We start from the raw sequence: 12,689 nt of genomic DNA, 5'->3' as shown, positions 1-12,689 counted from the left end.
ACATGACAACCAACACGCTCGAAGCCCTGGGCCTTCCGGTCTTTGCCGCACCTCAACCTGCCCCGAGCAGTGCGCCTTTCTGGCAGGCGACTGCTGAAGGCAAGCTGCTGATCAAACGGTGCGATGCCTGCGGAAAGAACCACTTCTATCCGCGTCCGCTGTGCCCGTTTTGCGCCAGCGATCGAACGTCGTGGATCGAGGCAAGCGGCAAAGGCCGGATCTACACGCTGACGACGGTCAGGAAGTGGGAGGTCAAGGCGGCCATCGCCTTTGTCGAACTCGACGAAGGCCCCAGGGTGCAGGCCCTCGTCGCGGATCAGGACCCTCAGAGCCTGCAGATCGGCGACACGGTGATGGCGCAGTTTGCGCCGGCCGAAGACAACTTCCGGGTTCTGGTGTTCACGCGCGTCGATCGCGGATGAACGTCATTCCCATTCAGACCCTGTTTCAAATCGGAGATTCCCAAGAATGAACAACGCCGTTCAGAACGCGCAGCCCGCCGCCGCGGAGGTTGTGCGCACGGCCCGCCACGGTGCCGTGGTGTGCGTCACCCTCGACAGCCCGCCGGTGAATGCGCTATCCAGTGCCGTTCGCAAGGGACTTTGGCGGGCCATTGAGGAGGCTGAGGCCGACAGTTCGGTGCAGGCCATTGTGCTGGTGGGGCAAGGAGGAAATTTCATTGCTGGCGCCGACATTCGCGAGTTCGGCAAACCGCCCGTGCCACCCACTCTGCCAGAGCTGTGCAAGCGAATCGAAGTCTGCAACAAGCCCGTCGTGGCGGTGTTGAATGGTGCAGTGCTGGGTGGCGGTCTGGAAATTGCCATGGCGGCGCACCACCGCATTGCGCTTGCCGACGCTCGGCTGGGACTGCCGGAGGTCCAGCTCGGCCTGATGCCGGGGGCGGGTGGAACCGTGCGCACGCCGTACCTCATTGGTGCGCAAGCGGCCCTGGACATGATGCTCAGCGGGCGGCACGTCAAGGCCCAGGAGGCGTTCGACCTCGGACTCGTGGACCGTCTGGTTGAAGGGGACAACGCCGAGACCGTTGGTCTGGCCTGTGTGCGTGAGTTGCTTGACCAAGGGCTGGTCGTGCGCCGCGCGCGCGACGCGGGCGGCCTGGCCAACGCGGCGGAGGCTCAGGCCGCCATCGACGCGGCGAAAGCGGACGTTGCGAAAAAGTCGCGGGGCTTGTTCTCTCCGGGGAAGATCGTTGAATCGGTGCAGGCCGCGCTGGAGTTGCCGTTCGACGAGGCCATTGCCTTTGAACGGCAGGCCTTTCTGGCTTGCCTGGACAGCCCGCAGCGTGCGGGCCTGATTCATGCCTTCTTCTCGGAGCGTGAAACGGCCAAGGTGCCCGAGGCGCGGGCGGCGACACCACGCAAGGTATCGGCACTGGGGGTGATCGGTGGCGGCACGATGGGTGTGGGCATCACGGTGGCCGCGCTGGACGCGGGCTTGCCCGTGACCATGGTCGAGCGCGACGCGGAGGCCATCGCCAGGGGTCAGGCCAATGTCGAGAAGGTGTACGACGCACTCGTTTCCAAGGGGCGCATGAGCGAAGCGGGCAAGTCGGCCGTCATGGCGCGCTACACCCCGAGCACGCGTTATGAAGACGTGCGGGACGCCGACCTCGTCATTGAGGCGGTGTTCGAGGATATCGAAACCAAAAAGGCGGTGTTCAAGGAACTCGACCGCGTGTGCAAGCCTGGAGCGGTGCTCGGCACGAACACGTCATTTCTGGACATCGATGCGATCGCGGCTTCCATCAGCCGTCCGCAGGATGTGATCGGCCTGCATTTCTTCAGCCCGGCGAACGTCATGAAGCTGCTCGAGATCGTGGTGCCTGCCAAGGCCAGTGCCGAGGTGGTTGCGACCGCGTTCGATCTGGCCAGGAAGCTCAGGAAAACACCCGTCAGGGCGGGCGTGTGCGATGGCTTCATCGGCAATCGCATCATGGCCGTGTACAAGCAGGCGGTGGACGGCATCATGGAAGACGGTGCCAGCCCCTATGAGATCGACGAAGCGCTGCGTGGCTTCGGCTACCCGATGGGTACGTTCCAGGTGGCCGACCTCGCCGGCGGGGACATCGGGTGGGCAACACGCAAGCGGCGTGCCGCCACACGAGATCCACGTGCCCGCTACGTCCACGTGGCGGACCGCCTTTGTGAGCGTGGTTGGTTCGGCCAGAAAACGGGACGTGGCTTCTACCTCTATCCACAAGGCGCGCGCACCGGACAACCCGATCCTGAAGTGCTGGCCATCCTGGACGAAGAACGCGACAAGAAGGGCATCATCCCCCGCAAGTTCACGCCGGAAGAGATTGTTCGCCGTTACATGGCCGCGATGATCAACGAAGGCGCGCGGGTCGTGGAGGAGGGCATCGCTCTGCGTCCACTGGATGTGGACGTCACATTCCTGGCCGGTTATGGCTTTCCGCGCTACCGCGGCGGCCCCATGAAGTATGCCGACATGGTGGGTCTCGACACCGTTCTCGCAGATCTGCAGGAATTCTCCAGAGAGGATCCCCTGTTCTGGAAACCCGCCGCGCTTCTGGAAAGACTGGTGGCAGAGGGCAAGAAGTTCGAGAGCCTCAACTGAGACCGGTATGCGCCTGAACACCTTTATCGACGCGCACGCCACCCGGACCCCGGACAAGACCGCCGTGGTGGTGGGCGAGTGCCGCTGGACCTATCGGGAGCTGTCGCAATCCATCGCCCATGTGGCGCGCGGGCTGCACAGGCTGGGCCTCAAGAGCGGTGACCGCATCGCCGTCTACCTGCCCAACGGCATTGAGTTCGTGACACTCACCTACGCGGCTTGGTCGCTGGGCGCCGTGATGATTCCCGTCAATACGCGAAACACACTCGAAGAGCTCGCCTATTTCGTCGCCGACAGCGGCGCCACCATGCTCGCCCTCCAGGGTTCATTGGCCGAAGAATTCCAGTCGAGATTCGAGACCGGAAGCCGGATGACCTTGATCTCGGTTTCCGGAGATAGGGCCCCCGGCGTGAGCTACGCATCCCTTGCGCAGCCATCCACCTTGGAGCTTCCAGACGTTTCGGTCGATTGCGACGACGCAGTCATCATGTACACGGCCGGCACCACGGGAAAGCCGAAGGGTGCCGTGCTCACCCATCCGAACTTCGTCATCACGAACGGCTTCTCCAACACCGTTCAATGGGGCATCACCGAGAACGACATCAACCTGGTGACCACGCCGCTCGCCCACAGGACGGGTCTGGCTCGCATGGTCAATGCACTCTGCCTGGGTGCCACTATGGTGGTGATGGAGCGCTTTGATGCCGAGAGCGCGCTCCAGCTGATCGAGGACGAAGGCGTGACGGTGTTGGGCATGGTGCCGACTGTGGGGCGCATGATGCTGTCGCTGCTGAAGACGCACCCCGATCGCGCCCGCAGCCTGCGTCACCTGCTGGTCACTGGAGAGGCTTTCCCCGTGGAGTTGAAGCGGGAGCTCGCCGCGATGCTGCCCCAGGTCCGCTTGTGTTCATTCTTCGCCATGACGGAGGCCGGTGCGGTCACCGGCTTGACGCACGAAGAACAGTTTTCCCACCCCACGTCCGTGGGCCGTCCTTCACCGGGCATCGAAGTCAAGCTCACGAACGAGACGGGTGACCGCGTCCAGCAAGGCGAGGTGGGCGAGATACTGGTTCGCGCCGGTGCACCAGGTCGCTTCACCATCATGAAGCAGTACCACGGTCGGCCGGAGGCCACGGCAGAAGCCATCACCGATGGATGGTTCCGGACCGGGGATCTCGGCCGGTTCGATGAGCAGGGCTATCTCTACATCGTTGACAGGAAGAAGGACATGGTGCTCAGTGGCGGCTTCAACATCTACACCAAGGAAGTTGAACAGACGCTGCTGCAGCACCCCGACATCGCGGACGCCGCAGTGGTGGGTGTGCCGGACCCCATCTTCGGAGAAGCGGTGGTCGCTTTCATCCAGTTGCAGGCGAACGCCCATCTGAGTGCGGAGTCGGTGCAGGCCTTTGCGAAAGAAAAGATCGCCAGCTACAAGAAGCCCAAGCATGTCTTCTTTCGCGACGACTTTCCGCGCAACGCGCTGGGGAAGGTTCTCAAGGCGGAGCTGCGAAACATTGCCGAACAGGAAGTTTCGCGGGCTCACTGACACGCAAGAGGAGAAGAGATCATGAACTCAATGAAGACGGCTCTGCTGGTCGCGGCTGGCGATGCGATCGGCGCTGGTGTGGCAAGGCGTTTTGCGATGGGCGGTTATGCAGTCTGCATTGCCCGACGGGAACCTGAGAAGTCCGCGAAACTGGTCGAGGAACTCCGTGCCCAGGGTGGCGACGTGAGAGCCGTTGCTGTGGATGCGAGGGATGAGCAGAGCGTCGCTCGTCTCTTCGATGAAGTCCAGTCTTCGATGGGCGGCATCGACATGTGCCTGTTCAACGGCGGCGCGAACACCCGCATGCCGATCGAGGACACATCGACCAAACTCTTTCACCGCGTCTGGGAGCTCGCCTGCCAGGCCGCTTTCGTGGTGGGCCGCGAGGCGGCAAAGCACATGGTGCCGAGAGAACGCGGATCGATCTTCTTCACCGGGGCCACGGCCAGTGTGCGCGGTGGCGCCGAATACGCCGCATTCGCTTCTGCCAAGTTCGCTTTGCGGGGTCTGGCGCAAGCCCTGGCGCGAGAGCTCGGGCCGCGCAACATCCATGTTGCCCATCTCGTCATCGATGGCGGCGTGGACAGCGAAGCGATCCGGCGCATTCTGAAAGCCAGAGGCGGTGCGGATGCCGCCGAACGACCCGCCGATGCGCTTCTCAGCACCCGTTCCGTGGCGGAGGCCTACTGGTTTCTTCATCATCAGAGCCGCGATGCCTGGACCCATGAGCTCGATCTTCGTCCGTCCGTGGAGAAATGGTGAACAACAGCAGCGAACTTACCCTGTGGGGAATCGGCACGAGCCGGACCATGCGGGCTCATTGGGCGCTTCATGAGGCCTCGCTCTCCTACGAGTGCGAGCAGATTCTTCCGCGCACGGGCCAGACGCAGACGGCCGAATACACCGCACTCAACCTTCGCCAGAAGGTGCCCTTGCTGCAGGATGGGAGTTTCACCATCGGAGAAAGTGCGGCCATCGCGGCCTACGTGGCGCGGAAATGTCCGCGCGGTGCCCTGATTCCCGAAGGACTTCACGAGCATGCGATCTGGCTTGAGTGGTGCTTCTTCCTCATGACCGAACTGGATGCGACCAGTCTGTATGTGATGCGCCGACACAGGGAGCTTGAGGCGGTTTACGGCGCGGCGCCTGAAGTCGTCGGCAAGGCGTCCCTCTATTTCCAGAAACAGCTTCAATTCGTGAGTCAGGCCATGCAGGACGGTCGGCCGTATCTGTGCGGCTCCTCTTTCACGATCGCCGACATCCTGCTCACCACCTGCCTGACCTGGGCGGCGCAGTACGGCATACCGGTGGGCCAGGACTTGATGTCCTACCTGCGCACCACCACGGCGCGCGAGACTTATCGCGCCGCGTTCCTCCGCAACCGTGGCGATGGTGATGCCATGCGCTACGACTCGGGCCATTGGCGGCATTTCGAATGACTGTCTGGCCCTTTGATGACTCAACCTATTCCGAAAGAAGACCATGAGCGGACCACTGACCGGGGTCAAGGTGCTGGATTTCACGGGCGTCGTGTCCGGGCCTTTGTCGACGATGTTCCTCGCCGATCAGGGGGCCGACGTGCTCAAGGTCGAGCCGCTGGGCGGCGACATCACGCGGCGCAGTCGACAACCCATTGACGAGGCCGGCGAGTTCTCGGCGTTGTTCGTCTCCTCCAACCGGGGGAAGCGTTCCATCTCCCTGGATGCCAAGTCGGAGGCGGGTCGCAAAATTCTGCTCAGGCTGATCGAGGATACCGACGTTCTGGTGCAGAACTTCAGGCCGGGTGCCATGGAGCGGCTCGACCTGGGTGCGGATCAATTGCGGTCACGCTTTCCGCGGTTGATCTACGTGTCGATCAACGGCGTGGGGGAAGACGGTCCGTACGCCAGCAAGCGCGTCTATGACCCCATCGTCCAGGCCTTGTCTGGCATCGCGGACATCCAGGCCGAACCCGTCACCGGTCGTCCTCGCATGATCCGGACCATCGTCGCAGACAAGACGAGCGCGATCTTCACGGCGCAGGCCATTTCCGCGGCACTGTATGCACGCGAGAAGACCGGCTTGGGCGACCACATCAAGGTCGCCATGCTGGACGCGATGCTTTCCTACCTGTGGCCAGAGGGGATGATGCAGTACACCGTGGTGGGCAAGGAAGCGACCACCGCCGACCCGAACCTGCGACCGGATCAGGTCTTCGAGACCGCCGACGGCTACATCACGGCCGGCACCATCTCGAACCTGGAGTGGAAAGGCTTTTGCGATGCGGTCGAACGGCCGGACTTGATCGACGACCCGCGTTTCTCTACCCCATCGGCGCGCACCGCCAACGGCACCGAGCGCATCAACTTGATGGGCGCCTTGCTGAAGGACCGGAGCAGCGAGGAGTGGTTGAACCGGCTCGACGCCGCCGACGTACCCTGCGCGCCGATATTGCGGCGCAAAGACATTGTCGGAAACGCGCACATCGTCGCCCGAAATCTGCTGGCTGAACTGGATCAACCGACCGTGGGCCTGGTTCGACAGCCCCAGCCAGCGGCGCGTTTCCAGCAGAACTTGCTGGCGCCTCTGCGACCCGCTCCACGGATCGGGGGCGATACGCAGGCCGTGCTTCGTCAGCTCGGTTTTACCGATGCGGACATCGAACGCCTGATCGCCGAGAAGGTGGTGAGAGCGCCGCGCCGATCTGTGTGACGGGGAGCGCTGACCCGTTCTCCGAGCCCATTGGCAACCGAATGCGGGCCCGTCCTACAACGAATGCTCCGGTATGAAGCTAAGGTGCAGGCTTCCAACCCCAAGGAGCCCCATCATGGTCGAGAGGACACGCCGCGCTGCTCCGGCAACCCCCGAAGTCACCCCTGTGCGCAAGCTCAAAGCCCTGGACGACGCGCGTCCCAGCGCCCCCGGCGAGCACTGGCTCGTACTGGGCGCCGGCATTGCGGCCTGGGCCATCACACGCAAGAGCCCGTCGTTTCTGCTGCGTACGGCCGGCTTGCTGGCTGGGTCGGCACTGGTCGGCCGTGCGGCCACGGGGCGGGATGGCTTGAGCAAGCTGCTTCGCTTCACGCCACTGGGTCGGCGCATCAAGTAAGTGCGGTTGACGAAGCCCGCTCCCATGGGCCGACTCCATAAAGCCCGCGACGGCGTCAAGCACTTTGCGTTGAACACACCGGGCTTGCGGGTTCTCGTTCGGGGCATTCGCAACTACATCCTTCACCAGAGCGCGAACCAGGCCGGCAGCCTGGCGTTTTCCTCGGTGCTGGCGATGTTCCCGCTGCTGATCCTGCTGTCGGCTTCGGCTGGCTACATCGGCAAGCCGGGTGACGCGGCTCAATTGGTGAGCCGGGTGATGGAATACGCACCGCAACTGGTGCGCGAGGTGATGCAACCGGTGATTGACCAGGTGCTCTCGCAGCGCAACCAGGCGCTGCTGGCCATCGGTGTGGTGGTGACGTTGTGGACGGCGTCCTCGGGCATGCAGGCGATCCGTTCTGCACTGAATCGCGCCTACGGCATCGAACGGGGCCTGTCCTTCTGGAAGGCGCGCATCAAGGTCACGCTGTTCACGGTGATCGTGGGTTCGGCCGTTCTGGTGGCGTTCAGCTCGGTGGTGATCCTGCCCTATGTATGGCAACTGCTGGCCGACAACGTGGGAGAAGGTCCGGATGTGCACTGGATCCGCCACGCCGTGCGCTATGCCCTGGCTTACCTGGTGCTGGTGGCGCTCTACGCGTTGATGTACGGCTGGCTGCCGGACATCCGCCAACGCATCTACACGGTGCTGCCTGGCGCACTGGTGGGCGCGGCCATGTGGGTGGGCGCGGCGGCCGCGCTCTCGTACACCTTGCGCACCGCCGGAAAGCTGGCGCTGCTGTACGGCAGCTTTGCGGGCGTGGTGGCCACGCTGGTGTTTCTCTACATCAGCGCCACCACGTTGATCTTTGGCGCGGAGATCAACGGCGTGCTGCGCAGCCGGCTGGAAGAGGAAAGGCAGAAGGACTGATATGCTGGCCTTTCGCTGCAACCTCAGGTTCCTTTCACCATGTTTCCTCCTGAAGTCCTTGGCCCCTACCTTGTCGCCGTGCTGGTCGTCGTCATGGCACCCGGGCCCGACAACATCCTTGCCATCAGCCGGGGCTTGAGCCAGGGCTGGCCCGCCGCGGCAGCGTCTTCCGCCGGAGCGGGGCTGGGCATCATGGTGCACTCCATCGCCGCCACGCTGGGCCTGGTGCTCGTGCTTCAAACCTCGCCGTGGGCCTTCTGGGCCGTCAAGCTCGCGGGTGCGACGTATCTGCTCTGGCTGGGCTACAAGGCCATCACCTCCCGAAGCCTGATCTCGTTCACGCCGGCCAACCGGCAACCCTTGCGCCGGGTCTTCACCACCGGCTTGCTCTCCAACGTGCTCAACCCCAAACCCGGGCTCTTCGTGGTCGCCTTCATCCCGCAGTTCGTTTCCGAGTCCCGCGGCTCGGTGCAGGTGCAGATGCTGGTGTACGGTGCCATCTTCGCTGTGCTCACCGCGCTGATCTTCACCTTGATCGGTGGCTTTGCCGGCCGGTTGTCCACGTGGCTCATGCGCAAGCCCAGGGTTTTGCTGTTCGCCAATGTCGGCGCGGGACTCACCTTCGTCGCGGCGGGCCTCTCCATCCTGGCACTGGATCGCCGCCGTTGATGAACATCGATTGGGCCCATTTCACACCGTGGGCATCGCTCTCCGGTGGCGTTCTGCTGGGCATGGCATCGGCCTTGTTCATCCTGCTCAACGGCCGGGTGCTGGGCATCAGCGGCATTCTGGGCGGCCTGTTGCCGCCGAAGGCGGGCGACGCGGGCTGGCGCATCACCTTTCTGCTCGGCATGCTGGCGGCACCATTGGTCTACGGCATGCTGGCGCCTGAAGGCTTTGCACAGGCTCCGCGCATCGATACCGGCTTCGCCACCATCGTGGTCGCGGGTCTGCTGGTGGGTCTGGGCACGCGCTACGGCTCGGGCTGCACGAGCGGACACGGTGTCTGCGGTCTGTCGCGTCTGTCACCCCGTTCCCTGGTGGCCACGCTGGCCTTCATGGGTGCAGGCTTCGCCACGGTCTTCGTGGTTCGCCACCTGTTGTGAGGAGCCTGCACATGCAACGCATCATCGAATTTGTTGTCGGGCTGCTGTTTGGCGTGGGCCTGCTGCTCTCCGGCATGACCGATCCAGGCAAGGTGCTGGGCTTCCTGGACCTCTTCGGCGCATGGGACCCGTCGCTCGCTTTCGTCATGGCCGGCGCCATCGCCGTGGGCTTCTTTGCGTTTGCGCTGGCGCGCAAACGGACCACCAGTTTTCTGGGGGGAGCCATGCACATGCCGAAGTCGAACCACATCGACAGGCGCCTGGTGCTCGGGAGCCTTGTCTTTGGCGCTGGCTGGGGCCTGGCAGGCTTCTGCCCAGGGCCGGGCATTGTCTCCATGGCTTCAGGCGAGATGAAGGCGGCCGTGTTCGTGGCAGCCATGGTGGCTGGCATGGTGATCTTCGAAGTTGCCGAGCGCATCGGCCGGCTGCGGCGCGCCAGCACCTGAGGCCGCTCGCGCTCCTCGGGCAGCCGCTTTCTGAAAGACCACTACAGTCAATCTCATGCAGACCAAATGGCTGGAAGACCTGATTGCTCTGTCCCACACGGGCAGCCTCACGCGCGCTGCCGAGCAGCGGCATGTGACCCATCCCGCTTTCGGGCGGCGCATCAAGGCACTGGAGGCTTGGGCCGGCGCGCCGCTGATCGAACGGAGGGGTACGTCGGTGAAGCTGACGGGCCAGGGTGAAAAGCTGCTTGGCTACGCACTGCAGATGGTGCCGGCCATGGCGCAGGCACGAAGCGAGATCGCGGGCGTCGATGGAGAGGGAGCGGGCGCGACGGTCACGCTGAGTACGGGTCGCACGCTCGCGCGCACGGTGGCCGCCGACTGGCTGGCGAGAATCCGTCGGCAGCGAACCGGCGTGCGCGTGGTGGTGCGCACGGGCTCCATGGCGGAAACGCTGCAGCGCTTCGAGCGTGGCGAGGCAGACTTCATGCTGACCTACCACCACCCGCAGATTGCCATGCGCTTGAGTTCGCACCAGTACCTTCAGCGCCGGGTGGCGAACGACCGGCTGGTGCCGGTGGGCAAGGTGAATGCGCTCGGGCAGGCGTCGTTCAGTTTTGATCACGCGCAGCCTGTGCCCTACCTGGCTTACGCCGACACGCTGGCGCTGGGACGTCTGGTTCGCGACCACCTGAGCAACCACCCGAAGGGGCCGCGGCTGACGGAGACGATCGAGTGCGATTCGGCCGATGCGCTGCTGGAGTACGCGCTCAAGGGTCTGGGTGTGGCCTGGTTGCCGTGGTCGCTGGCTGCGGGAGCGTGCAGGGCAAAGCAACTCGCCCCCGTGGGCAGCAAGGCGTTGGAGATCGGCTTCGAGATCCGCATGGTGCGGGCCAAGCGCAGGCTCTCCCCGGCGGCGGAAGCGTTCTGGCTCACCGTGGACCCGGCCTGAACGGTACGTTCCGGCAATGCCATGTGCCGAAATGGCACAACAGGCCGCGCAAGCCGAAACAAGAATCTGGGCTCTACAGGAGACCCGCCATGAAATTTTCGTTTTCCCTCGGCCTCGTTCCTTTACTGATGCTGTCCCTTCATGCAGGCAGCGCGGTCGCCCAGGACGCCAGTTACCCGAACAAGCCCATCACCGTGCTGGTGGGCTACCCACCCGGCGGCAGCACCGACCTCACGGGCCGTGCCGTGGCCGATCAGCTCGCGAAGAAGCTGGGCGTGCCGGTGGTGGTGGAAAACGTGGGCGGTGCAGGCGGCGCCATTGCCGCCATGCGCGCCACCCGCGCGCCCGCCGACGGCTACACGCTCTTTGTGGGCGCCAACAACGAGATCGCCATCAACCGGCTGATCACACCCGCCACGGTGAAGTACAGCTACCAGGACTTCACGCCCATCGGCCTGGTGGCCTCGCAGCCCATGGTGCTCGTGGCTTCACCTTCCACCGGCATCAAGGACACCAACGAGTTCCTGACCACCGTGCAAGGCAAGCCGGGCCGATTCAGCTACGGCAGCAGCGGCATCGGCACCGCGCTGCATCTGGCAGGAGAAATGGTGAAAGAGCAGGGCGGCCTGTTTCTGACACACATCCCGTACCGTGGTGTGGGCCCGCTCACCACCGACCTGCTGGGCGGCACGCTGGAATATGGCGTGTTCGTGCTCTCCAGCGGCCTGCCGCTCATCCGCAGTGGCAAGGTGGTGGCGCTGGGCGTGACGGAGAAAACCCGTTCGCCCGCGGCGCCCGACATCCCGGCGCTGGCGGAGATCCCGAAACTCAAGAACATGGACATCAGCGTGTGGTTTGCGTTGATGGCGCCGCCCAAGCTGCCGACGCCCGTGCTGACCCGGCTGCGCGCCGCACTCAACGAGATTCTTCAGACGCCCGAATTCCGCAAGACGCTGGAAGCGGCTGGTTCGACCATCGCCCCGCTGGACGTGGACATGCCACGCTTTCTGGCCGACGAAACGGCCAAGTACCAGAAGGTCGTGGACTTTGCAAAGATCAAGGAATGACGGACCTCCACTTCGAACTGGCCCGGCCAGACATCGGCCCCTGGCGTGTGGGCAACACGGGCACCGAGGGCGTCTGGCATTTCGATTCGGGCCTGCCGGGCCGCCATGTGCTGGTCACTGCGCTCGTGCATGGCAACGAGCTCTGTGGTGCCTGGGCGTTGAAGGGTTTGCTGGAGGCAGGCGTGCGCCCCGCGCGCGGCTGCCTCACGCTGGCTTTCTGCAATCTATCGGCGTACGACCGTTTTGACGCTACCGCTTTCGATGCCTCGCGTTTTGTCGATGAAGATTTGAATCGGCAGTGGAGCGATGATCGGCTGACCGATCCCCACACCACGGAGCGGCGCCGCGCGCTCGAGCTGCTGCCGTTCGTGCAGCGCGCCGACTGGCTGCTGGACCTGCACTCCATGCACGAGCGCGGCGAGGCCTTGCTGTTGACGGGGCCGCACGTCCGCAACATGGATCTGACCAGGAAGATCGGCGCACCCGAGCATGTGGTGGTGGACGAAGGCCACAGGGACGGCACGCGCTTGCGGGACTTTGGCCGGTTCGGCATGCCCGATTCACAGGCCGGCGAAACGCGCTCGCTGCTTGTGGAATGCGGATTTCATGGCGATGTGTCGAGCCGCGACGTGGCGCGAGACATCTCGGTTCGTTTCCTGGTAGCGGCCGAAGTGATTGACGCCGCCACCGCCGCCGGTGCGCTGGCCGGCTGGCGACGCCCTGACCCGCCACGGCAATGCGTGTTGCGCGTGACCGGTGGCGTGACGGCGCGCAGCAGTGGCTTTCGCTTTCTGGACGCGTACTCGGGCCTTCAGGTGATTGACAAGGCCGACACGCCCATCGGGGACAACGATGGGGAGGTCGTCACGACGCCTTACGATCATTGCGTGCTGGTCATGCCATCGATCAGGCAGGCGCGCGCCGGGGTGACGGTGGTGCGCTTCGCCCAGGCGACACCGTTGTGAAAGTGT

At 64.2% G+C, this 12,689-nt stretch carries 14 protein-coding genes; all 14 read left to right on the top strand.

From position 1 onward, the window contains the following. Positions 1–2 precede the first annotated feature (2 nt). The 14 genes from ACTIF6_RS06230 to ACTIF6_RS06165 all read left to right on the top strand — a co-directional run bounded on the left by ACTIF6_RS06230 (position 3) and on the right by ACTIF6_RS06165 (position 12,683). Positions 3–422 carry a Zn-ribbon domain-containing OB-fold protein gene (locus ACTIF6_RS06230; protein WP_439587139.1) on the top strand — a complete coding sequence of 140 codons (420 nt, stop codon included), beginning with the start codon at positions 3–5 and terminating at the stop codon, positions 420–422. A 46-nt stretch (positions 423–468) separates the two neighbouring features. Next, positions 469–2,598 (top strand): 3-hydroxyacyl-CoA dehydrogenase NAD-binding domain-containing protein, encoded by a 2,130-nt coding sequence (locus tag ACTIF6_RS06225; protein WP_439587138.1) that lies wholly within the window; start codon positions 469–471, stop codon positions 2,596–2,598. A 7-nt stretch (positions 2,599–2,605) separates the two neighbouring features. Continuing rightward, positions 2,606–4,147, top strand: coding sequence for a class I adenylate-forming enzyme family protein (locus tag ACTIF6_RS06220; protein WP_439587137.1), 1,542 nt, complete (start codon positions 2,606–2,608; stop codon positions 4,145–4,147). A gap of 21 nt (positions 4,148–4,168) precedes the next feature. Then, complete coding sequence (locus tag ACTIF6_RS06215) at positions 4,169–4,909, top strand: SDR family NAD(P)-dependent oxidoreductase (protein ID WP_439587136.1); 741 nt, start codon at positions 4,169–4,171, stop codon at positions 4,907–4,909. Beyond that, complete coding sequence (locus tag ACTIF6_RS06210) at positions 4,903–5,586, top strand: glutathione S-transferase family protein (RefSeq protein WP_439587135.1); 684 nt, start codon at positions 4,903–4,905, stop codon at positions 5,584–5,586. The genes ACTIF6_RS06215 and ACTIF6_RS06210 overlap by 7 nt, the downstream gene beginning before the upstream one ends. A 43-nt stretch (positions 5,587–5,629) precedes the next feature. Beyond that, positions 5,630–6,838 carry a CaiB/BaiF CoA transferase family protein gene (locus ACTIF6_RS06205; RefSeq protein WP_439587134.1) on the top strand — a complete coding sequence of 403 codons (1,209 nt, stop codon included), beginning with the start codon at positions 5,630–5,632 and terminating at the stop codon, positions 6,836–6,838. 115 nt (positions 6,839–6,953) lie between these two features. Continuing rightward, positions 6,954–7,235, top strand: coding sequence for a hypothetical protein (locus ACTIF6_RS06200; protein ID WP_439587133.1), 282 nt, complete (start codon positions 6,954–6,956; stop codon positions 7,233–7,235). A gap of 24 nt (positions 7,236–7,259) precedes the next feature. Beyond that, the gene (locus ACTIF6_RS06195; protein WP_439587132.1) at positions 7,260–8,147 is read left to right on the top strand and encodes a YihY/virulence factor BrkB family protein; all 888 of its coding nucleotides are present in this window, start codon (positions 7,260–7,262) and stop codon (positions 8,145–8,147) included. 39 nt (positions 8,148–8,186) lie between these two features. Next, the gene (locus ACTIF6_RS06190) at positions 8,187–8,816 is read left to right on the top strand and encodes a LysE family translocator (RefSeq protein WP_439587131.1); all 630 of its coding nucleotides are present in this window, start codon (positions 8,187–8,189) and stop codon (positions 8,814–8,816) included. Further along, positions 8,816–9,253, top strand: a complete 438-nt coding sequence (locus tag ACTIF6_RS06185; RefSeq protein ID WP_439587130.1) for a YeeE/YedE family protein — start codon at positions 8,816–8,818, stop codon at positions 9,251–9,253. The genes ACTIF6_RS06190 and ACTIF6_RS06185 overlap by 1 nt, the downstream gene beginning before the upstream one ends. Positions 9,254–9,264: 11 nt before the next feature. Continuing rightward, entirely contained in the window at positions 9,265–9,699 is a 435-nt protein-coding gene (locus ACTIF6_RS06180) for a DUF6691 family protein (protein WP_439587129.1), read from the top strand. A gap of 55 nt (positions 9,700–9,754) precedes the next feature. Continuing rightward, positions 9,755–10,651, top strand: a complete 897-nt coding sequence (locus ACTIF6_RS06175; RefSeq protein WP_439587128.1) for a LysR family transcriptional regulator — start codon at positions 9,755–9,757, stop codon at positions 10,649–10,651. An 89-nt stretch (positions 10,652–10,740) separates the two neighbouring features. Next, positions 10,741–11,718: a Bug family tripartite tricarboxylate transporter substrate binding protein gene (locus ACTIF6_RS06170; protein WP_439587127.1), complete on the top strand. Its 978-nt coding sequence runs from the start codon at positions 10,741–10,743 to the stop codon at positions 11,716–11,718. After that, positions 11,715–12,683, top strand: a complete 969-nt coding sequence (locus ACTIF6_RS06165; protein WP_439587126.1) for a succinylglutamate desuccinylase — start codon at positions 11,715–11,717, stop codon at positions 12,681–12,683. Before ACTIF6_RS06170 ends, ACTIF6_RS06165 begins: the two co-directional genes overlap by 4 nt. Positions 12,684–12,689: the final 6 nt, after the last annotated feature.

The organism is Hydrogenophaga sp. (assembly GCF_051860785.1).
Lineage (GTDB): Bacteria > Pseudomonadota > Gammaproteobacteria > Burkholderiales > Burkholderiaceae_C > Hydrogenophaga.
Note: the sequence above shows the minus strand (reverse complement) of the source record. Positions and strands in the feature narration are given on the sequence as shown.

Bases quoted from the DNA above. Each gene is read 5' to 3' on its own strand.
- ACTIF6_RS06230 (WP_439587139.1), top strand. From the start codon at position 3: ATGACAACCAACACGCTCGAAGCCCTGGGCCTTCCGGTCTTTGCCGCA.
- ACTIF6_RS06225 (WP_439587138.1), top strand. From the start codon at position 469: ATGAACAACGCCGTTCAGAACGCGCAGCCCGCCGCCGCGGAGGTTGTG.
- ACTIF6_RS06220 (WP_439587137.1), top strand. From the start codon at position 2,606: ATGCGCCTGAACACCTTTATCGACGCGCACGCCACCCGGACCCCGGAC.
- ACTIF6_RS06215 (WP_439587136.1), top strand. From the start codon at position 4,169: ATGAACTCAATGAAGACGGCTCTGCTGGTCGCGGCTGGCGATGCGATC.
- ACTIF6_RS06210 (WP_439587135.1), top strand. From the start codon at position 4,903: ATGGTGAACAACAGCAGCGAACTTACCCTGTGGGGAATCGGCACGAGC.
- ACTIF6_RS06205 (WP_439587134.1), top strand. From the start codon at position 5,630: ATGAGCGGACCACTGACCGGGGTCAAGGTGCTGGATTTCACGGGCGTC.
- ACTIF6_RS06200 (WP_439587133.1), top strand. From the start codon at position 6,954: ATGGTCGAGAGGACACGCCGCGCTGCTCCGGCAACCCCCGAAGTCACC.
- ACTIF6_RS06195 (WP_439587132.1), top strand. From the start codon at position 7,260: ATGGGCCGACTCCATAAAGCCCGCGACGGCGTCAAGCACTTTGCGTTG.
- ACTIF6_RS06190 (WP_439587131.1), top strand. From the start codon at position 8,187: ATGTTTCCTCCTGAAGTCCTTGGCCCCTACCTTGTCGCCGTGCTGGTC.
- ACTIF6_RS06185 (WP_439587130.1), top strand. From the start codon at position 8,816: ATGAACATCGATTGGGCCCATTTCACACCGTGGGCATCGCTCTCCGGT.
- ACTIF6_RS06180 (WP_439587129.1), top strand. From the start codon at position 9,265: ATGCAACGCATCATCGAATTTGTTGTCGGGCTGCTGTTTGGCGTGGGC.
- ACTIF6_RS06175 (WP_439587128.1), top strand. From the start codon at position 9,755: ATGCAGACCAAATGGCTGGAAGACCTGATTGCTCTGTCCCACACGGGC.
- ACTIF6_RS06170 (WP_439587127.1), top strand. From the start codon at position 10,741: ATGAAATTTTCGTTTTCCCTCGGCCTCGTTCCTTTACTGATGCTGTCC.
- ACTIF6_RS06165 (WP_439587126.1), top strand. From the start codon at position 11,715: ATGACGGACCTCCACTTCGAACTGGCCCGGCCAGACATCGGCCCCTGG.